The organism is Chitinophaga lutea (genome assembly GCF_003813775.1).
GTDB lineage: Bacteria > Bacteroidota > Bacteroidia > Chitinophagales > Chitinophagaceae > Chitinophaga > Chitinophaga lutea.
The window spans coordinates 2,251,660-2,271,548 of record NZ_RPDH01000001.1; the positions used below are offsets into that span (position 1 = coordinate 2,251,660).

A 19,889-nucleotide genomic window follows, 5' to 3' on the forward strand; every position below is an offset into this window, starting at 1 on the left:
CTTAAAAATAATATGCATCAATGAAAAAGCACAACTGGTTCTTAGTTTTTCTGATAATGGTCGGCTTAACGTGGCAAGGTTGCAGTGTTCTGAAGAAAAATGATTGTGGGTGCCCTCCCATGCAAAAAGGCAGGATGAAACACTAAATTTTATCGCACTATACCTGAAAAGAAATTCCCGTAAAACGGAGTACACGTTATTGAAAAAGTGATGTCAACAAAAAGAGAAAACAATCAAACGTAATTAGCATGAAGCCTGTAGAGAGGGATTTACTCATCTTGTTACACGAAGACCGTTACAACGAGCAGGAAATCCAGTATGAAGTGAAGCAGATCAGCGATATGTTATCGCTGGTGGAAACCATGGACTATCTTGTCGCCGCCACCGAAGTAGCGGACTGCAACAAACACCGCGTCAGCAGCAAGCGCCGCGTGCTGGAACGTGCATTCTTCCGTAAAGAGCCCAAAGCTTTTGAGTTTATCGTCCACAAAAACTAAGCGTGTATTTTTAGCGTCAATCCGGTAGCCGTTATTCTACCCTGATTCCTTCTGCGTATATCTCACCCGAATTACTGTTCAAAAAAACCGGCGGCCTTCCATCGCCCGGGACGTGTTATTTTCTAAAATTCTTGTTGTAGGTTTGCGGGCAAACAAAATCCGTTGTGATGATCGATTTTTCGCATCTGCAGGACTTTCTGCGTCCTGTTTCCAAAACACAGATCAATGATGACGAACCGTATGAGCACCTGCAGATAGGCAGTTCCATAGACGTCTATGAAGAAGATAATATTCCGGACCTGGATGCGGCCGATATTGTTTTGCTCGGCGCGGGCGAAACGCGCGGCAACGGCCTGCCGAATGGCCGTACGGACGCGCCGGACGTGGTGCGCCGCGAATTCTACCGGCTTTTCCACTGGCACCAGGACGTGCGCCTGGCCGATGCCGGCAACCTGCTTTCCGGCCGCTCCCTGAACGATGCCTACGCCGCCTATAAAAGCGTGGTAACGGAACTGATCGATGCCGGCAAAACCGTGATCATCCTCGGCGGCTCGCACGACCTCACGTACGCCCAGTACCAGGCCTACGCCATGAAAAAATACATCATCGAGGTAACGGTGGCCGATGCGCTCATAGACCTCCAGGAAACGGAAGTGCGCTCGCAGAACTTCCTCCTCAATATGTTCATGGAGCAGCCCAACTACATCCGCCATTATAACCATATCGGTTTCCAGAGTTATTTCGTACAGCCGCGCATGCTCGAAACGCTCGACAAACTGCGGTTCGACTGTTACCGCCTCGGCAAGGTGCGGGAAAACATCGAAGAGATAGAGCCCGTGCTGCGCAATACCGACCTGTTCAGCGTAGACATCAACATGATCAAACATACGGACGCACCGGCCAGCTCCCTCTCCCCGAACGGGTTCAGCGGAGAAGAAGCCTGCGCCCTGTCGAGGTACGCCGGGATGAGCTCCCAGCTCAGTACCTACGGCATCTACGGGTACAATCCCGATAAAGACCGCGATAACCTCACGGCCAAACAGATCGCCCAGATGCTCTGGTATTTTATGGACGGGCGTTCCGTAAAAAACAAGGAGGCCCAGCTCATTCACCGCGAGTCGTTCCTCGAGTTCCACATCGCCTTTACCGACATCGACACCATTTTCCTGAAAAGCAAAAAAACCGGCCGCTGGTGGATGCAGCTGCCCGATAAAAATTTCGTGCCCTGCGCCTACAGCGATTACCTGCTGGCCAGCAACAACGAAATTCCGGAAAGGTGGCTCCGCAGCCAGGAAAGACTTTGATCTTTATGATGTAAATTTGGTTACCACGGGGCTCATTTATTTTCATCATTCATAATCCGAGAATCGCCTTTGACTACTCCTTCGCGCCGCGCACGAATTGCCCGTCTGAACCTCATCCAGAATTCACAGGATGCGGTGCTGATCGCTATTGGCGTGCTGCTGGCCGCCCTGGGCCTGAAAGCGTTCCTGCTCCCCAATGCTTTTCTCGACGGCGGGGTAACGGGTATTTCGCTGCTGGTGAACCGCCTTACGGGCTGGTCCATTTCGGTTCTGCTCGTCGTCATTAACCTGCCGTTCATCCTGCTGGCCTACCGCCAGCTTTCCCGGGCATTCACCCTGAAAACCATCGCCGCCATCGTGGGCCTGGCCTGCTGCCTGGTGTTTATCGAGGTGCCGGTGATCACGCACGACAAACTGCTGATCGCCATTTTCGGCGGGTTTTTCCTGGGAGCGGGCATCGGCATGTCTATCCGCGGCGGCGCCGTGCTCGACGGCACGGAGGTGCTGGCCCTGTTCATCAACCGTAAGACCGTACTGTCCGTCGGAGAAGTGATCATGTATTTCAACGTGTTGATCTTCGCGGTGGCCGCCATCCTCATCAACATCGAAACCGCGCTGTACGCCATGCTGACGTATATGTCGGCTTCCAAAACGGTCGACTTCGTGATCAGCGGTTTCGAAGAATACATCGCGCTGACGGTGATCTCGGACAAAAGCGAGCTCATCCGCAAAACGCTTACCCTGAAACTGAAAAAAGGGGTGACGGTGTTCAAAGGCAAAAGCGGCTACGGGAAAAGAGGAGAAATCAACAACGACATAGAAATCGTCTATACGGTGGTAACCCGCCTGGAAGTGCATAAAATTATAGATGAGATTGAAAAAATCGATGAAAAAGCGTTTATTGTGCAACACAATATCAACGATACGCGCGGCGGGATGATCAAGCGCCGGGCCACTCATCATTAAATGCCTTCAATTTTCACCACATGAAGAACAGCTTTGTTGCCACATTGCTTATGATCACTGCATTTCACGCCACCGCCCAGGAAAGGATAGACCTTTATCCCGGCCAGCCGCAACTCAAAATCGCCGGCGGCCGCAAAATCGACGATGTTCCGCACATCAATCACTATAAGGCCCGCGCCGACAAAAAGAACGGCGCTGCCGTGCTGATTTGTCCCGGTGGGGGATACGCCCACCTCGCGGTTGACCACGAAGGAAAGGACGTGGCGGCGTTTTACACCGAACAGGGTTTCGACGCCATCGTGCTGCACTACCGCCTCAACGACGCTTCGCAAAGCGGCTCCCGCTTTCCCGCGCAATACAACGACGTCACCAACGCCATGCGCCTCGTCAAATCGAAAGCCGCGGCCTGGCAACTGGATCCCGAAAAGATAGGCGTGCTGGGGTTTTCAGCCGGAGGGCATCTCGCCTCCACGCTGGCTACCATGCTCATCCCCGCCAGCGGCCAGCCCAGGAACGAACTGGAAAAATGGAGCAGCCGCCCGGCTTTCGCGATACTGGTATACCCTGTTATCAGCATGAGCGAAAGTTTCCGGCACAACGGCAGCGCCGTGAACCTGCTCGGGCCCGATGCTTCCGCGGCCCTGAAAGATTCACTGTCTACCGATAAACGGGTGACCGCGGAAACGCCGCCCACCATGCTGATCCACGCCACGGACGATAAAGGTGTGCCGATCGAAAACAGCTTCGTTTTTTACAACGCGCTCCGCAAAAACAATGTGCCCGCCACCATGCACGTATACGATCATGGCGGCCACGGCTTCGGGATGGCGCCGAAAGACCCGGTGCTCAACAGCTGGCCGGCACTGAGCGTTACCTGGATCAACGGGGTGCTCGGGAAAGGGAAATAATGACTGAATTCCATCGAACGGATGAAATATAAAAAGCGGCGGTCCCACCGGACCGCCGCTTTCGTTTTATGCGTGATATTTTTCAATTCGGTTTTCCTGTAACCGCGCCTGAAAGGGCATCGCACCTCAACGGGCAGCATTATCACCGGGTTCAGGTCGTCTCCCGGCGGCACTTGTCGTTTTCGTTTAAAACCCGTTGTTGTTTAACGGTCGAAGTGCGGCACTGGCAATTTACCCGTTTCACGGTACGCACCATATCAGCGCGCCTGTTTTACATGAATTTATCCGCCTCTCGGTATGCCTGGATCAGCGCCATTTCGCCTTCCTTGCCGGGTTTGGCGTTGCCGTGCTCCATGCCCATCACACCGCGGTAGCCTTTATCGTACAGGTGTTTGAAGATGTTTTTGTAATTGATCTCGCCGGTGCCGGGCTCTTTACGGCCGGGGTTATCACCGATCTGGATGTAGGCGATCTCGCTCCAGCAGAGGTCGATGTTGGCGATCAGCTGGCCTTCGTTCCGCTGCATATGGTAGATGTCGTACAGGATTTTGCAGGAGGGGCTGTTTACTGCGCGGCAGAGCATATACGTCTGGTCGGAGGTACGCATGAAAAGGTCCGGGTTGTCGCTCAGCGGCTCCAGCACCATGGTGAGGCCGCCTTTTTCGAGGATCTCGGAGCCCCGGCGCAGCGCGTCGATCACGTGGCCGGTCTGCACCCCGATCGGGAGCTTGCGCTCGAAGTAACCCGGTACTACCGTGGCCCATTTGGCGTTGACGCGTTTGGCCAGTTCCACCGACTGTTCGCAGGCTTTGAGGAACACATCGAGGAATTCTTTTTTACCCGTGGTCAGAGAAACTTTCCAGTTGTCGCCGCCGTCTATCACAAAAACGCCCATGCGCATGTTGAGTTTGGCCAGCAGTTCGCCGATCTTGTTCTGGAGAGCGGTATCCCTTTTGAGCATGCCGTTGTCTTCGATGGAACGGAACCCCTGGTCGTGCATGAACCTGATCTGGTCCAGGAAGTCGTCGCCGGCGCTGTTTTTGAACATGCCTGCGTGCGGGGCGTAATCCATATTGAAGGGTTTGCCGGCAGCCTGCCGGGCATCCGCTGCGGCAGCCGTTCCCGCGGAGCCGAAGGCGAGGGCTGAAAGGCCCGCCAGCGTGCTTGTTTGAAGGAAGCTTCTTCTTTCCATAATCGTGAGATAATTAGCCATCCAATTTAATAGGTTTTCAATGCAAAACCGAATGTTTTGATAAAAAATCCGGAATTCGGGTGTTTTTCGCATTTTTTGCAACAGTCGTAACGCTTTTTTGACGTTCATAAAAAAATTATTGCTTTCAACCGCAGGAATTGATAAATTCACACGCTTTAATATTCAGCACGCTTTTACAGATGATAAAGAAGACAGTGACTTTGGTGCTTGGCGGTATCATGGCCGGCACAGCAGCATACAGCCAGGCCGCACCTTTCGAGGCCTACGAACAGAAAATCCAGGGAACTGACGTTACCATCAAAATGGTTCCCATCAAAGGCGGTGAGTTCCTCCTGGGCAGCCCCGCAGGAGAAAAAGGCCGTAAAGCGGACGAAGGCCCGCAAAAGAAAGTGACCATCGACCCCTTCTGGATGGGCGCCTACGAAGTAACGTTCGACCAGTACGATTTATACGCAGATAAGGATAAAGACCAGGCGCCCCTGCCCGACGGCATGACGCGGCCCAGCCCGCCTTACATCGACCTGACCCTCGGGATGGGCAAAAGCGGCGGGTACCCGGCCAACAGCATGAGCCAGTATGGCGCACTGATGTATTGCCGCTGGCTGTACGCGAAAACAGGCGTGTTCTACCGCCTGCCCACCGAAGCGGAATGGGAATATGCCTGCCGCGCCGGAGCCAAAACCGCCTATCCCTTCGGGAACAGCGATGCGCAACTGAAAGACTATGCCTGGACGGCCGGCAACAGCGGCGCCGTATATCATAAAGTAGGAGAACTGAAGCCCAATGCCTGGGGATTGTACGACATGCTGGGAAATGTGGCCGAGTGGACGCTCGACCAGTATGACGAAAAAGCGTACGCCAAGGCTGCCGCCGCCAACCCCTGGAACAAACCGACCGGCAAAACGCCCCGCACCGTGAAAGGGGGGAACTACGACGATACGGCTGAAAATGCCCGCTGTGCGTCCCGCCTGCAGTCGGACGAAGCCTGGAACGACCGCGACCCGCAGATCCCGAAAAGCAAGTGGTGGAACGCAGACGCGCCTTTTGTGGGCTTCCGCCTCGTACGCCCGGTAAAACAGCCCACCAAAGCCGAAGCGGAGCAGTTTTTTGCCGATGTGGTGGATAAATTTGTGGGCGCACGGTAAGAACCCGCGTTTTTTTTGTAATTTCTGAGAGCGAATTGTCTATTCTATTTTTATAACACCACGGAACTCAACGCTCCGAGCAATGGTCCCGGTAAAATACCCATCATGGAAAAGGAAAAAGCACAAACATTCCACGGGCAGAGTCGCAGAGACTTTGTTAAACAATCCTCCTTACTGGCGGGAGGCCTCCTGGCAGCGCCCATCATCGCAGAAGCATCCCAGGGCAATTATTTTTCCGGTGCGGCCGGAGTCATCAAAGTTGCGCTGGTGGGATGCGGCGGCCGGGGAACCGGAGCAGCCGTACAGGCGCTGAAAACCAAAGAAAACGTTCAGCTCGTTGCGATGGCGGACGCTTTCCGCGACAACCTGGATAAAAGTTTCCAGGGCATCACCGACGAATTGAAAGATAAACCGGAGCGCATAAAAGTGCCCGAATCCAACAAATTCGTAGGGTTCGACGGTTACAAACAGGCCATTGCCCTCGCCGATGTGGTGATCCTCACCACCCCTCCGGGTTTCCGCCCCATCCACTTCGAAGAAGCGGTGAACCAGGGCAAACACATCTTCATGGAAAAACCCGTGGCCACCGACCCTGCCGGCATCGCCAAGGTACTGGCCGCCGCTGAAGTGGCGAAATCCAAAAAACTCAACGTGGTGGTGGGCCTGCAACGCCACTACCAGACGTCATACCTCGAACTGTACAAACGCCTGCAAGACGGCATCATCGGCGATATCACCTCCATCCAGGTATGGTGGAACCAGGGCGCGCTGTGGGTTCGCCCCCGCAAGCCCGAATACACCGAAATGGAATACCAGATGCGTAACTGGTATTACTTCAACTGGCTCTGCGGCGATCATATCGTGGAACAGCACATCCACAACATCGACGTGGGCAACTGGTTCATGGGCGAAACGCCCGTAACCGCCGTGGGCATGGGCGGCCGCGCCATCCGTACCGGTCCGGAAGCAGGTGAAATCTACGATCACCACTTCGTGGAATACCGTTACAAAAACGGTGTGGTGATGAACGCACAATGCCGCCACTGGAAAGACTCCGTGAGCCGCGTGGACGAAGAGATCGTAGGCACCAAGGGCCGCATCATCTGCGACCGCGGTGTGATCCTCGACCACAAAGGCAAAACGCTGTACCAGTTCGACAAAAAACTGACGAACCGTCCCTACCAGGCCGAGCACGACGAACTGTTCGACGCCGTGGCGAAAGGGCAGTTCAAATATCAGGACGCCAAACGCGGCGTGGAAGCCACCATGTCTGCCATCATCGGCCGCATGGCCACGTATTCCGGCCAGTCTATCGCGTACGACAAAGCGATCACTTCCGGCATCAACCTGCAGCCCGCCAAATATGCGTTCGACGCGCCGCCGCCGGTACTGCCCGACGCCAACGGCAACTACGCATATGCCAAACCCGGCATCACCAAATATTTCAGCTAACTGATGCATATGCAAAGAAGAAGGGTGTTCCGCAAAACGGAGCACCCTTTTTTGTATCTTACTGCTATGAGATCGTATCTATGCGCCTTCATTGCGCTCCTTTTTTACCAGGCCGCCGCAGCACAGCCCAAAGCCATCCGGCAGTGGGCCAGCCAGGACGTACTGAACGTAAAAGGGATCAGCAACGCCCATACCGGCATCTGCATTTTCGACCCCGCCACCGGTAAATACTGGCTGCAGCACCAGGCCGATAAATTCTTCATGCCGGCTTCCAACACCAAAATATTCACGCTCTTTACGGGCCTGCAGTTGCTGGGCGATTCCCTGCCCGGCATGCGGTACGCGGAAAACGATACGGCCGTGTTCATCCAGGCCACCGCAGACCCGTCTTTCCTGCATCCGGATTTTGCGTACCAGCCGGTGAAAGACTTTCTAACGGCAACGGATAAACGGGTATGGTACCAGCCGGTGACGATCAGGAATAAACGCTTCGGCCCCGGATGGGCCTGGAGCGACTATGCCGATTATTACCAGCCCGAACTGAACGAATGGCCTATGTACGGTAATGTGACCCGCATCAACATCAAAGGCCGCCAGTACAGCATCACGCCGGCCTACTTCGCCAGATCGGCGAGCCTGCAGTTTTTACCCGAGCGGTCGGCAGACGATGTGCTGGCAGACCGTGACGAACGGGAAAATCATTTTATCCTCTACATGCGGCCGAACGATGCATCGTCGCACGACTTCGAAGTGCCGTTTATTACCGGCAACCGCGACCAGCTGCTGCTGCGCCTGGCCGATACACTGCACAAGCCGGTGGGCCTGCTGCCCGCTGCCGTGGCGGGCGGGCGCCTGATGAAAAGCATTCCGGCGGATACGCTGTTTCAGCCCATGATGCACCGCAGCGACAATTTTTTCGCGGAACAGATCCTCATGATGTGCTCGGCGGTGAAGTGGGATACGATCGATACCCGCAAGGTGATCCGTTATATGCTCGACAGCACGTTGAAAGACCTGCCCACGCCCCCCAGCTGGGTAGACGGGTCCGGTCTTTCGCGGTATAATCTTTTTACACCGGCCGACTTTGTGGGCGTGCTGCATAAAATGTATAAAACCTATCCCAAAGAACGCCTTTACCCGCTGTTCCCTTCCGGCGGCAAGGGCACGCTGCGCAACTATTACCAGGCGCTGCCGGGCCGGCTGTACGCCAAAACAGGCACCCTGAGCGGCTGTGTGGCCCTCAGCGGGTATCTCATTACCAGGTCGGGGAAAACGCTCATTTTCAGCGTGCTGGTGAATAACCACGACACCACATCCACGGTGGTGCGCAGGGCGGTAGAGAAATTCCTCGTGCGTGTGGCCAACGGCAGTTAGAAGAGGCCCGCGATCAGGAGGGGCAGCCCGATGGCGAGCAGGATGCCGTACACCAGGTCGAGCCAGAACACCGAGCCGATGGCGCCCAGCAGGATCAGGCCCATAACGGGCAGCAGCACGATCTTCAGCCATAGCGGCGTATTGTCGCCATGCCAGATGCCGTTCCACATCGTTGAAGCGTCGGTAGTGCTCGGGAAAGCATGCATGCCGATCGATACCGCGAAATAGAGCTGTATGTAATCGAAAAGGTTGCCGCTGTTGAACAGGGCCACAGGCAATGCCGCGGGGAAGGCGATCACAAAAGCGATCAGGGAGTTGATGATGAAAGGCCCCGTACCAATGAGCAGCTGATGCAGCGGCTTTTTCGGCGGTTCGTGAATGACGTACCCCAACGGGTTATCCGCCTGGAAATATTTCACCTCGTATACGGCCACCCCGCACCAGCGGCAAAACAGTTGATGCGCCAGTTCGTGCACCACCACGCCGGGAAAGGTAACCACGCCTATATATTGACCGGGAATCAGCATAATCTTAATTTCTGTATTGAATATTGCCGTTGATAATGTTCCGCAGCAAAGCCACCGTGCTACTGTCGTTGAAGCTTTTCAGTTCGGCTATCATGTCGTCGCGGAGTTTCGCGTTGCCGGTGAAGTGGGCCGTGAGCGCCATCGCCTCCAGCGACCAGATATGATGCGGATCGAGGGCATACGCCTGTTGCGCGCGGGCCAGCGCCTCGTTGTCTTTTTTCCATTTCAGCAGCACTTTGCTCTGGGCCGCCAGCGCGGGAATGGACTCTGCATGAATGGCCAGCAGCTGGTTGCACACGTCGATGGCCTTCTGATATTCCCGCTGCTCGCGGTAAGCCGCGGCCTGCAAGGGATACAACATCGCGGCTTCAGGATTTTCCATTTTTATCTCTTCGCAAAGCGCCACCGTGGCGGCATAACTGCTGTCGTTAAAGTATTCGGAGGCCAGGTGGAACATCACCGGCAAATCCGACTGGTGTTGCAGATGATATTTTTTGAGGACGGCGATGCGCTCTTTGACGGTAGCAGCGCTGTCGATACTGCGTTGCAGGCGCTCGTCCTGGATCATGTAATAACCCGCGATGTCCGGCAGCGAGTTGAGCTCGCTCACCAGTTCCTGTTCTTCCACGTGTTTGCCTACCCATTTTTCCAGCACCGAATCCATGACCATAAAATGCTGGTTGTGATACGCCGCCACGGCCAGTTTGGCGGCAGACTTAAAATCTTGCGGGTAGGCGGCGGTAATTTCGCGCAGGGCGTTTTCCGCACTGATGTATTTGTGCTCCTCCAGCAGGCGGTTGGCCTTTTTGAAACGGATGTTGGCGTTGAAAACTTTCGGGAGATTAAAAAGCGAGATCACAAACAACACGGCCACACCGGCGGCCAGCCATTTTACCCAGCCGGTGATGGGGTAGCGGCTGAGGGACTTGCGGCAGTCTGCGCACAAATCGTTCAGGTAACCGCTTTCCGGCGGCTGGAGCTCACAATGGGTACATAAAGGGGAAGAAGGCATAGGGATAAATTCCGTCAAAGAAAACGCTTTTTTATTGCCGCCGTGCGCCACGTTTGTGTGATTCCGGCCGGAACGCATAAAAAAAGCCCTCCGCACGCGGAGGGCTTTTACTAGCATGATTATCAATAGTTTATTTGACTATTTTCAGTTCATTGATGATGTTTCTGGCGCCGCCGAGTTTTTCGATGCACCATAAAACATACCGCACATCCACACAAATGGTGCGGTTGAGGTTTTTGTCGAATTGCAGCTTGTGGCTCAGCGCTTCATAGTTGCCGTCGAAAGCAAGCCCGATCAGTTCGCCGTTGCCGTTGATCACCGGGGAACCGGAGTTACCGCCGGTAATGTCGTTGGTGGTGATGAAACCTACCACGAGGTCTTTCCGTTTGGCGTCCGCATACTGGCCGAAGTCTTTTTTCTTCACCAGGTCTACATAACCGGCCGGCAGATCGAACTCATAATCACCGGGCACATATTTGTCCAGCACGCCGGTGGCGGTGGTCACATAATCGTATGCCACGGCGTCGCGCGGGCTGTAAGGTTTCACCTGGCCATAGGAGAGGCGCATGGTGAAGTTCGCATCGGGGTAGCGGAACTGGCTGGGGCTGCGCTGCATTTCCCCTTTCAGGTAAAGGCGGCCCAGCTCGTTGTTTTCGGCCGTGAATTGCGTATACAGCGGCTGATATTTGCCCACATAGTTTTTCACGAAAGCGGATGCATAGGCATATGCCGGGTCGTCCTGCAGCACGGTGGCGTCAGGGTTGGCGGTGAATGCTTTCCATTTGGCTTCGTTAAAGATCATGGTGTTGGCAAATACGGATGCAGCCCATGTTTTGTAGGTTTTTTCATCCTGGAGGTCGCCGAATGATTTCAGGCTTTCATAAAAACCAACTGGATGCTGGTCTTTCGGAATGTCTGTATAATACATCATGGCGGTGGTGGCCAGGATTTTCTGGTCGCTGATTTTGTTCTCGTCTTTGAGGAAGTTGGTGCGTGCCGCGTCGGCCGCCGCCACTGCCGCTTTCACGTCGCCCTTTTTCAGGATGGCGTTTTCCACCGCGGCGAGCGATGCTGCATATGCCGCCAGGGGAGAGCCCATTACGCCTTCCATCAGGTATACGCGCACTTTTGCGTAAGGCGCCCAGGATTTATAGATTTTTTCGTACTGCGGGAACACGTTCTCGAATTCAGGTTTGCCGGCCGCCCATTGTTTGAAGGCCGCTTCCTGTTTCTGTTTTTCTTCGAATACGTGGTATTTCAGCAATTGTTTGCTTTCCCCGTCGAAGAACTTCCAGTAGTTGGCGATGCCTGCGTAAGAAGAAGCCAGCTGCAGTTTCACGGCCGGATCTTTTTTCATTTCCTCGAACATGTATTTGAGGCGGATGTCGCGGAGGTTCACCAGGGAGGGGTTTTCCACTTCCGTTTTCAGCTTTACGCCCAGTGAGGTTTCGTAGCGGTTGGTGCCGCCGGGGTAACCGAAGATCATGGCGTAATCGTTTTCTTTCACGCCTTTGATGGAAACGGGGAGGAAGTGTTTCGGTTTGAGGGGAACGTTATCGGCCGCATAGTCTGCGGGTTTGCCGTCTTTACCGGCATATACGCGGAACACGGAGAAGTCGCCGGTGTGGCGGGGCCACTCCCAGTTGTCCGTATCGCCGCCGAATTTGCCCACGCTTTCCGGCGGGGTGCCCACGAGGCGGATATCTTTATATCGCTCGTACACGAACATGAGGTACTGGTTGCCTCTGAACATGGGGTTCACGCGCGCTTCGTAGCCGGTGCCTTCGGTGGCCGCCTTGATAATGTCTGCCGTGGCGGCCTGCAGTTTTGCGTTACGGTCCGCCGTGGTAGCGCCTTTAAGCGCTTCTTCCACTTTGGCCGTTACGTCTTCCACGCGTACCAGGAACTGTACGGAGAGGCCTTTGGAGGGGATTTCCTGTGCCTGGCTTTTGGCGTAGAAGCCGTCGCGCAGGTAGTTATTTTCTACGGAGCTGGCGCTGGCGATGGCGCCGTAGCCGCAGTGATGGTTGGTAAAAATGAGACCCTGGTTGCTCACGATTTCCCCGGTACAGCCGCCGCCGAAAATAATGATGGCGTCTTTCATGGAGGATTTGTTGATACTGTAAAGCTGCTCTTTGGAAAGTTTCAGCCCTTTCTTCACCATGTCTGCATACACCTGCTGGCCCAGCAGGTATGGCAGCCACATGCCTTCATCGGCTTTCACCAGCTTTACAGACAGCAAAAGCAGCAGCAGGAATAGATTTTTCTTCATATTTGCAGGTTTTGTAAAAGAGGCCCAAACCTAGCGATTTTTTTGAAATTAGCCCCGCCGCCCATGAATTTAGCGCCCCGGTCAACAATTATTCCGCCTGTGGCGTTAAAGTGGCTTGAGAATTGTATAAGCATCATGCACCCAAAACCAATACTATGAAGCAGTTATTATTAACAGGCATTGTTGCCGCGTCCCTGCTGGCCTGGGGCTGCCAGGGCACCAGCAAACAGGCGGCCAGCGACACGTCGGCCGCCGTCACCCCCGCCCAGACCAGTGCGGAGCCCGCCTGGAAACTGGAAGGCACCAAATGGAAACTGAAGGAGTTCCCCTCCAACCCCATGGAAATACCGGCCGGCGATAAAGACATCTATATGCAGTTTACCGACACCTCTTCGGAAGTGCGGGGATTTTTAGGCTGCAACGGCTTCGGCGGCAAATACCTGGCCACCCCCAACGGCGACCTGCAGATCACCAATGTGATCTCCACCCAGATGGCCTGCGAGCGCCTCAACATCGAAAACGCGTTCGGCAAGGCGATGGAGGCAACCAGCAAATACACCATCGAAAAAGACCTGCTGCGCCTCCAGAAGGGAGACTCCATCCTGGCTACTTTCACGGCCTTGAAACCGTAATATCGATCATCTAAAACCAAACATATGTACAAGTACTTATTCCTGGCGTCCGCCGCTTTTGTGATGGCCTGCCAGGGCAGCAACACCCAAAACAATGCGGACACCGCCACGGAAAAAATCCATGAAGGGGTAGACCAGGTGAAAGAAGGCGTGGAAATGAAAGCGGATACGGCCGGCGCGTACCTGAAAGAACAAAAGGATAAAGCGGCCGCCAGCATCGAAGAAAAAATGAAAGAGCTGGATCAGAAAATCGAAGAACTGAAAAAAGACGGCAGCAAAAAAAGCGAACAGGCCAGGAAAGACCTGCAGGAAGTGCGCGACGACCTGGCTAAAAGCCTGGAGGACGTAAAGAACAGCACTGCGGAAGCATGGGATAAAACCAAGGAAGACGTGAACAAGTCGCTGAAGAAAGCCGACGACGAATGGCAGGAGTTCAAGCGAGATTTCAAGGAACTGTTCCGCTAAAAGAGATATATCTGGCAAGCAAATAAAAAAAGGGGCTCAGCGTGATGCGGAGCCCCTTTCTCTTTGCGGTTATACCTTACGCGCCGAGGGTAAACCCGTCGCGGTAGTTGCGTTTTACGAACTGGTTGGCATCCTCGAAGTTGGTGATCTTCATGTTCGGGCCGTCCCAGAGCAGTTTGATGTAGCGGCCGGGGTAATCGAAACCGTTGCCGCTGGCTTTGGGCTTGCGCACATCGTAGCTGCGGATGGCCAGGTTGCCCATCAGGATGGTTTCCGTTAAAGGGCCGGCAATCTCGAAAGGAGCGCTCAGTTCTTTTTTACCGTAACCGGCGATGCAGGCGTTCACCCACTGCACGTAGTGGCCTTCCGGCACACGGGCGATGGTTTTGGCCACGTTCACTTCCTTGTTGCGGGAAGAAGGCAGCAGGGAGGGGTACATACCGTAGGTACCGCACATCATTTTGCCTTTGGTGCCGATGAAGATGGCGCCGTTGCCGCCGTCGCCCATTCTTTCGTTGGGACCCAGCTCTTCGGGGCGCGCAGGCTGGATACCGCCGTCCATCCAGTGGAGCTTGATATCGCCGCTTTTGCCCTGGAAGTTCATGATCACATGGGAAGAGGGGGGACAGCTGTCCGGGAAATAACCTTGTTTGAATTCGTCGACATACACGCTGCCCACGCTGGCTTCCGCGGAAGTGGGGTAGCCCAGGCCGAGCACCCTGAAGGGCGGTTCCACGATGTGGCAGCCCATGTCGCCGAGGGCGCCGGTACCGTAATCCCACCATCCGCGCCAGTTAAAGGGCACGAGTTTGTTGACGTAGTCTTTTTGCGGGGCGGTGCCCAGCCAGAGGTTCCAGTCTAGGTCTTTCGGCACTTCGGCTTTTTCCGTAGGCCAGGGAATACCCTGCGGCCATACAGGGCGGTTGGTCCAGCAATACACGGTGTGCACATCGCCGATCAGGCCGGCGTTGTACCACTCCATGAGCTGGCGCACGCCGTCGCCGGATGCGCCCTGGTTACCCATCTGGGTTACCACTTTGTATTTTTTCGCAGCTTCGGTGAGCTTGCGCGCTTCGTAAATATCGTGGGTGAGGGGTTTCTGAACATACACGTGTTTGCCCAGCTGCATGGCCGCCATGGCCTGCACGGCGTGGTTATGATCCGGGGTGGATACGGACACGGCATCGATGTTCTTATGCTCCTTGTCCAGCATTTCACGGTAGTCTTTATAATACTTCGCTTTCGGGAAACGTTTCACCGAATTGGCGGCACGGCTGTCGTGCACATCACATAATACAACGATATCGGCCGGACCTTTGGCAAACTCCGCAATATCGCTTTCACCTTTACCGCCAACCCCGATGCCGGCTACTCTTAATCTGTCGCTGGGCGCTGTATAGCCCTTACCTCCTAAAACGTGACGTGGAACGATCATAAAACCGGCAGCAGCAGTAGCGCCTGTTGTTAGAAATGATCTACGAGAAATCTGGTTTCCTTTGTTATTGTTTTCCTGAACCATGATTTGATAAATTTTCGTTCAATATAATAGAAAATTTTTAGCGTTTCTAATATTATAGATGAGCGGCTGCCGTGCTAAATCGATTTTACACCCGGTCGGGGGAGAAAGCCGCGCCGGTGGGACATACAAGTTAAGAATTTGCCCCGTTAAGCGATTATTAAATTTGGGGGCATTTGCCGTTTTGTTGTTATTTTTAGCGGCACCAAACAACAACTTACAACATGTCTGACCGCAAACATCCGGCCGCGTTGCCGTTTTTATTTTTTTCTGAAATGTGGGAGCGCTTCGGTTTTTACCTGCTGCTGGCCATCCTGCAGCTGTACCTCACCGACGCTGAAAGCGGCGGCTGGGCAATGGACCGGAAAATGGCGGTAGATATCTTCGGTACCTTTATCGCATTCGTATACCTTACCCCCTTTGTGGGGGGCCTGCTGGCGGACCGGAAGGTGGGCTACACCAAATCCATCATCATCGGGGGCATCCTCATGGGCATCGGCTACATGGGCCTGGCCGTGAAAGACCTCACCGTCTTTTACCTGTCGCTCGCGCTCATCTGCGTGGGCAACGGCTTCTTCAAACCGAACATTTCCACCCTGCTCGGGAACGTGTATAACGATCCGAAGTATAAAGACCGCAAAGATGTGGGCTACAACATCTTTTACATGGGCATCAACATCGGGGCGTTCATCTGCACCTTTTTCGCCGCCTATCTCCGCAACAGCATCAGCTGGGGCGCCGCCTTCATCGCCGCGGGCATCGGCATGTTCCTCGGCGTGATCATTTTCGTGGTGGGCCTCAAACATTATAAACACGCGGATGTGCGCAAACCGGAACAGCCGGGCGACATGCCGCTGAAGAGCATCTTCGCCCAGGTATTTATCCCCGTGCTCGTCGTAGGGTACATCGGCTGGGTGATACCGGGTAATATTTTCGGATCCGATTCCACCGACGCCTTCATTTTCGCCTGCCTTCCGATCATCTACTTTTTCGCCAACCTGCTGCGTAAGGCCGCCGGTGCCGAAAAGAACCAGGTGAAGGCGCTGCTGGCCGTATTTGCCGTGTCCATCATGTTCTGGGCCGTGTTCAAACAGAATGGTACCGCGCTCACTACCTGGGCGCAGTTCTATACCGACCGCGAAATGCCCGCCGTCATCGAAGCGCCGGCCAAAAGCCTGTACCTCGCCGAAACGGTGACCAATAAAACGGACTCCGTGGTGCAATACGACGATGAGTTCCGTGTGGTAAAAAACGACAAAGGGCAACCGGTGAAAGAGCTGGGCAAAAACATCTACCTGCGAAATGTAGCGCCTGAAAAGATGCCGGCCGAAGGCGCCAGCATCAGCCTCATCAATACGGAACAATTCCAGTCGGTGAACCCCTTCTTCGTGATCGTACTGACGCCGCTGATCGTGGGCTTTTTCGCCCTGCTGCGCCGCCGCGGGAAAGAACCGACCACACCCACCAAAATCGCGTGGGGCCTGCTCATCTCTTCTTTTTCCACTTTCATGATGGTGGCCGCCGTGTATTTCTGCAACAACGGCGAAGTGAAAGCGTCGCTCTGGTGGCTGTTCGGCTGCTATGGCGTGATTACGGTCGGGGAGCTGCTGCTGAGCCCGATGGGCCTTTCGCTCGTGTCCAAACTCAGCCCGCCGCGCCTCACTTCCCTGATGATGGGCGGCTGGTTCCTCGCCACTTCCATGGGCAACAAACTCTCCGGGGTGCTGGCGGCCATGTGGGATACGTACGACAATAAAATGAATTATTTCCTCGTGAACTTTGCCATGCTCGGATTCGCTGCGGGGCTCATTTTTGTGATGCTGCGATGGCTGAACCGGATATTCAGGGAACATACCAAAGCATAAGCATGGCTATATGAAAAATATAAGCGGGCAGAGAGTCGCTAAATGACTACCTGTTCCCATCAGGTAACCGGATAAAAAGGGGCTGTATCAGAGTGTGATACAGCCCCTTTCCTTTGCAACCTGCGCTTATATGACTATTCCGCGGAATGATCAGGGAACATTGCCAGGCGGTTTACGGAGATATTATTGAACCCGGTTCGCACGTGCAACGGGGTTACCCGAAAATATGAATGTGACGGGCGGGCATAAGAAAGGGCTGCCGTGTTTGCGTAGCAGTCCTTTCATGTATAAAAATTGCGTTTAATCGTTCCAGGTCATGACCTTCCCCCTGTCGTCGGGCTTGACGCTTTCGGCCAGGGTTCTTTCGTCATAGGCGAGGTTGTATTTTTTCAGCACATCGGCCGGCACGCCGTCCCATACGTTGGGTTTGTTGCCCTGGTAATCCAGGTCCTTGAGCCCCATTTCGCTGGTGAAAAAGCCGGTAGCGGTGAGGTTGCGCAGGGTGCTGAAGAACGTGGCGCCCTGGCTGAGCTCCGGTGCGGCGGTGGAAGGGTATGCGATCTGATCCACCACGGCCAGCTGCTCTTTCGGCGAAAGGTCCGTGAACGTTTTGTCGTACGTTTTCAGGCAATGCACATCGAGCCAGCGCAGGCCACCCCGCATGGGCACCTGGTAACGCGGTATGTCTTTGACGATAAATTCGATGAACTCGGGCACCTTGGCGTCGCTGGCGCTGCCGGAGCGGTCGTCTTTCGGAATGATGATATCGGCCAGCACGGTAATGGTTTTCATTTCCGCGGCGGTGAAAAACGTTTCTTTAGCCAGCGTTTCGTCGCGCTCCACTTCGTCGGGCGTGCGGCCGTAGGTTTTAAATACGCCGGCGCCTGTTTTGGCGGTTTCGCCCGGCTTGGTTTCGCAGGCGCTCAATATTACGCCTGAAGAAAGGGAGCCTATTACCAGGGCTTTGAGTGATTCTCTTCTATCCATGATAATCAGAGGTTTTGTTTTTTTAATTCATCCACGATGTATTCGGACGCGCGAAGCGACAGGGCCAGTATCGTCCAGGTAGGGTTTTTATCGGCCTGCGACACGAAGGGGCCGCCGTCTACCACGAACACGTTTTTAACATCGTGCGCCTGGTTGAACTTGTTCACCACCGACCGTTTGGGATCGTTGCCCATGCGGGTGGTGCCCACTTCGTGGATGATGCGGCCGGGATTTTCGAGGCCGTGCATCACCTCTTCCCCGGGCCGGGGATTCAGGGGAATGCCGCCCATTTCATGGATGATCTGTTCAAAAGTATCCTGCATGTGTTTGGCCTGTTTGATTTCGTGCTCGCTCCAGGTATAGTGGAAGCGCAGCACGGGAATGCCGAACTTATCAACCACATTGGGATCGATTTCGCAGTAGTTGTCTGCCCGCGCGATGGCTTCGCCACGGCCCGCAAACCCAACGGTGGCGCCGTAATAGCGGCGGTAGTCGTTTTTCAGGGATGGGCCGTAACCACCGGCTGCTTTGCCCGCCCGCCCGGGGTCTTTGGCCTGCACGCCTTCGAGGTTGAACCCGAACCCATACGACGGCATGTTCATGCCGCCGCCGAATTCGATGTGATAACCGCGGGCGAAGTCGAGTTTTTTATTGTCGAGCCACCAGGGAATGTACATGTGCATGCCGCCCACCCCGTCTTCGTTATACCGCTGGCGGTCCATCAGCGCGGGAACGAATGCGCTCCTGGACGAGCCGGTGGAATCGTGCAGGTATTTGCCGACCACGCCGCTGGAATTGGCGAGGCCGTCTTTATGCGCTGCGGATTTTGAATTGAGCAGAAGCCTGGCCGATTCGCAGGCGCTGGCGGCCAGCACCACCACGCGTGCGTTGAGCTGGTATTCCTGGAGGTCGTTTTTATCTACGTAGGAAACGCCGGTGGCTTTCCCTGTTTTGTCTGTGAGCACTTCCCGGACCATGGCGCCGGTGTAGAGGTCTACATTCCCGCTTTTCATGGCCGGTTTGATGAGCACGGTGGAGGAGGAGAAGTCGGCATGCACGGTACAGCCCCTGCTGCACTGGCTGCAGAAAAAGCAGGCGCCGCGGTCTTTATTCACCGTGCGGGTGAGAATAGACAGGCGCGACGGAATCACGGGAATGCCCAGTTTGGTGCCGGCCTGTTTGATCATCAGTTCGTGCAGGCGCGGTTTCGGAGGAGGCAGGAAATACCCGTCCGGCTCGTTGTAGATGCCTTCTTTGGAGCCGAATACACCGATCATTTTATCCACACGGTCGTAAAACGGTTTCACGTCGTCGTAGCCGATGGGCCAGTCGTCGCCGTGCCCGTCGAGGCTGTAATGTTTAAAATCGTTGGGGCCGAATCGCAGGGAGATGCGCCCCCAGTGGTTGGTGCGGCCTCCCACCATGCGGGAGCGGAACCAGTCGAATTGTGTGCCGTTCTTTTTCGTGTAAGGTTCTCCGTTAATTTCCCACCCTCCATAAGCCGCGTCGAAATCTCCGAACGGCCGGGTGGTGTTGGCGCCGCGGCGGGGAGATTCGTAGGGCCATTTCAGCTGGGTCTGCTGTGCGGGGTCGGCCGGGTCGTATTTGGGGCCGGCTTCGAGCACGGCTACCTTCAAGCCTGCCTCGGCCAGTACTTTGGCCGCCATTCCCCCGCCGGCGCCGGATCCTACAATGCATACATCGTACGCCTTCGCCTGTTTTTTGATCTCAAATGCCATGTGAAACGTGGATTT

At 54.8% G+C, this 19,889-nt stretch carries 17 protein-coding genes; 10 read left to right on the forward strand and 7 right to left on the reverse strand.

What is annotated here, in order from left to right:
* The first annotated feature begins 248 nt into the window (after window positions 1–248).
* The 4 genes from EGT74_RS09085 to EGT74_RS09100 all read left to right on the forward strand — a co-directional run bounded on the left by EGT74_RS09085 (window position 249) and on the right by EGT74_RS09100 (window position 3,675).
* A complete protein-coding gene (locus EGT74_RS09085; protein WP_123846192.1) occupies window positions 249–497 on the forward strand; it encodes a hypothetical protein in 249 nt (82 codons plus the stop codon).
* Between the two features lie 167 nt (window positions 498–664).
* Window positions 665–1,801 (forward strand): formimidoylglutamase, encoded by a 1,137-nt coding sequence (locus EGT74_RS09090; protein WP_123846193.1) that lies wholly within the window; start codon window positions 665–667, stop codon window positions 1,799–1,801.
* A gap of 69 nt (window positions 1,802–1,870) precedes the next feature.
* Window positions 1,871–2,767, forward strand: coding sequence for a YitT family protein (locus tag EGT74_RS09095; RefSeq protein ID WP_123846194.1), 897 nt, complete (start codon window positions 1,871–1,873; stop codon window positions 2,765–2,767).
* A 20-nt stretch (window positions 2,768–2,787) separates the two neighbouring features.
* On the forward strand, window positions 2,788–3,675 hold the full coding sequence (locus EGT74_RS09100) for an alpha/beta hydrolase (protein ID WP_123846195.1): 888 nt from the start codon (window positions 2,788–2,790) through the stop codon (window positions 3,673–3,675).
* Window positions 3,676–3,946: 271 nt separating this feature from the next.
* Here the strand turns inward: EGT74_RS09100 and EGT74_RS09105 are convergent, their stop codons facing one another.
* Window positions 3,947–4,867 carry a hydroxypyruvate isomerase family protein gene (locus tag EGT74_RS09105; protein WP_123846196.1) on the reverse strand — a complete coding sequence of 307 codons (921 nt, stop codon included), beginning with the start codon at window positions 4,865–4,867 and terminating at the stop codon, window positions 3,947–3,949.
* A 200-nt stretch (window positions 4,868–5,067) separates the two neighbouring features.
* Here EGT74_RS09105 and EGT74_RS09110 point away from each other — a divergent pair, with 200 nt between their 5' ends.
* The 3 genes from EGT74_RS09110 (at window position 5,068) to EGT74_RS09120 (ending at window position 8,859) form a co-directional block, all read left to right on the forward strand.
* Window positions 5,068–6,033 (forward strand): formylglycine-generating enzyme family protein, encoded by a 966-nt coding sequence (locus EGT74_RS09110; protein WP_123846197.1) that lies wholly within the window; start codon window positions 5,068–5,070, stop codon window positions 6,031–6,033.
* A 105-nt stretch (window positions 6,034–6,138) separates the two neighbouring features.
* Window positions 6,139–7,485, forward strand: a complete 1,347-nt coding sequence (locus EGT74_RS09115) for a Gfo/Idh/MocA family protein (RefSeq protein ID WP_123846198.1) — start codon at window positions 6,139–6,141, stop codon at window positions 7,483–7,485.
* Between the two features lie 66 nt (window positions 7,486–7,551).
* Window positions 7,552–8,859: a D-alanyl-D-alanine carboxypeptidase/D-alanyl-D-alanine-endopeptidase gene (locus EGT74_RS09120; RefSeq protein ID WP_158618069.1), complete on the forward strand. Its 1,308-nt coding sequence runs from the start codon at window positions 7,552–7,554 to the stop codon at window positions 8,857–8,859.
* Here the strand turns inward: EGT74_RS09120 and EGT74_RS09125 are convergent.
* The 3 genes from EGT74_RS09125 to EGT74_RS09135 are packed head-to-tail and all read right to left on the reverse strand — an operon-like array spanning window position 8,856 to window position 12,670.
* On the reverse strand, window positions 8,856–9,386 hold the full coding sequence (locus EGT74_RS09125; RefSeq protein WP_220392830.1) for a metalloprotease family protein: 531 nt from the start codon (window positions 9,384–9,386) through the stop codon (window positions 8,856–8,858). The genes EGT74_RS09120 and EGT74_RS09125 overlap by 4 nt on opposite strands.
* 4 nt (window positions 9,387–9,390) lie before the next feature.
* On the reverse strand, window positions 9,391–10,515 hold the full coding sequence (locus tag EGT74_RS09130) for a tetratricopeptide repeat protein (RefSeq protein WP_123846201.1): 1,125 nt from the start codon (window positions 10,513–10,515) through the stop codon (window positions 9,391–9,393).
* A 13-nt stretch (window positions 10,516–10,528) separates the two neighbouring features.
* Window positions 10,529–12,670: a S46 family peptidase gene (locus tag EGT74_RS09135; RefSeq protein WP_123846202.1), complete on the reverse strand. Its 2,142-nt coding sequence runs from the start codon at window positions 12,668–12,670 to the stop codon at window positions 10,529–10,531.
* Window positions 12,671–12,825: 155 nt separating this feature from the next.
* Here EGT74_RS09135 and EGT74_RS09140 point away from each other — a divergent pair, with 155 nt between their 5' ends.
* The gene (locus tag EGT74_RS09140) at window positions 12,826–13,302 is read left to right on the forward strand and encodes an META domain-containing protein (protein WP_123846203.1); all 477 of its coding nucleotides are present in this window, start codon (window positions 12,826–12,828) and stop codon (window positions 13,300–13,302) included.
* A gap of 24 nt (window positions 13,303–13,326) precedes the next feature.
* Complete coding sequence (locus tag EGT74_RS09145) at window positions 13,327–13,767, forward strand: hypothetical protein (protein WP_123846204.1); 441 nt, start codon at window positions 13,327–13,329, stop codon at window positions 13,765–13,767.
* A gap of 76 nt (window positions 13,768–13,843) precedes the next feature.
* Here the strand turns inward: EGT74_RS09145 and EGT74_RS09150 are convergent, their stop codons facing one another.
* The gene (locus tag EGT74_RS09150; protein ID WP_123846205.1) at window positions 13,844–15,286 is read right to left on the reverse strand and encodes a Gfo/Idh/MocA family protein; all 1,443 of its coding nucleotides are present in this window, start codon (window positions 15,284–15,286) and stop codon (window positions 13,844–13,846) included.
* A gap of 221 nt (window positions 15,287–15,507) precedes the next feature.
* On the opposite strand from EGT74_RS09150, the gene EGT74_RS09155 reads away from it, so the two are divergent.
* Entirely contained in the window at window positions 15,508–17,148 is a 1,641-nt protein-coding gene (locus tag EGT74_RS09155; RefSeq protein ID WP_123846206.1) for a peptide MFS transporter, read from the forward strand.
* A gap of 300 nt (window positions 17,149–17,448) precedes the next feature.
* Here EGT74_RS09155 and EGT74_RS09160 read toward each other — a convergent pair whose 3' ends face one another.
* On the reverse strand, window positions 17,449–18,135 hold the full coding sequence (locus EGT74_RS09160; protein ID WP_123846207.1) for a gluconate 2-dehydrogenase subunit 3 family protein: 687 nt from the start codon (window positions 18,133–18,135) through the stop codon (window positions 17,449–17,451).
* 5 nt (window positions 18,136–18,140) lie between these two features.
* Complete coding sequence (locus EGT74_RS09165; protein ID WP_123846208.1) at window positions 18,141–19,874, reverse strand: GMC family oxidoreductase; 1,734 nt, start codon at window positions 19,872–19,874, stop codon at window positions 18,141–18,143.
* Between the last annotated feature and the right edge of the window lie 15 nt (window positions 19,875–19,889).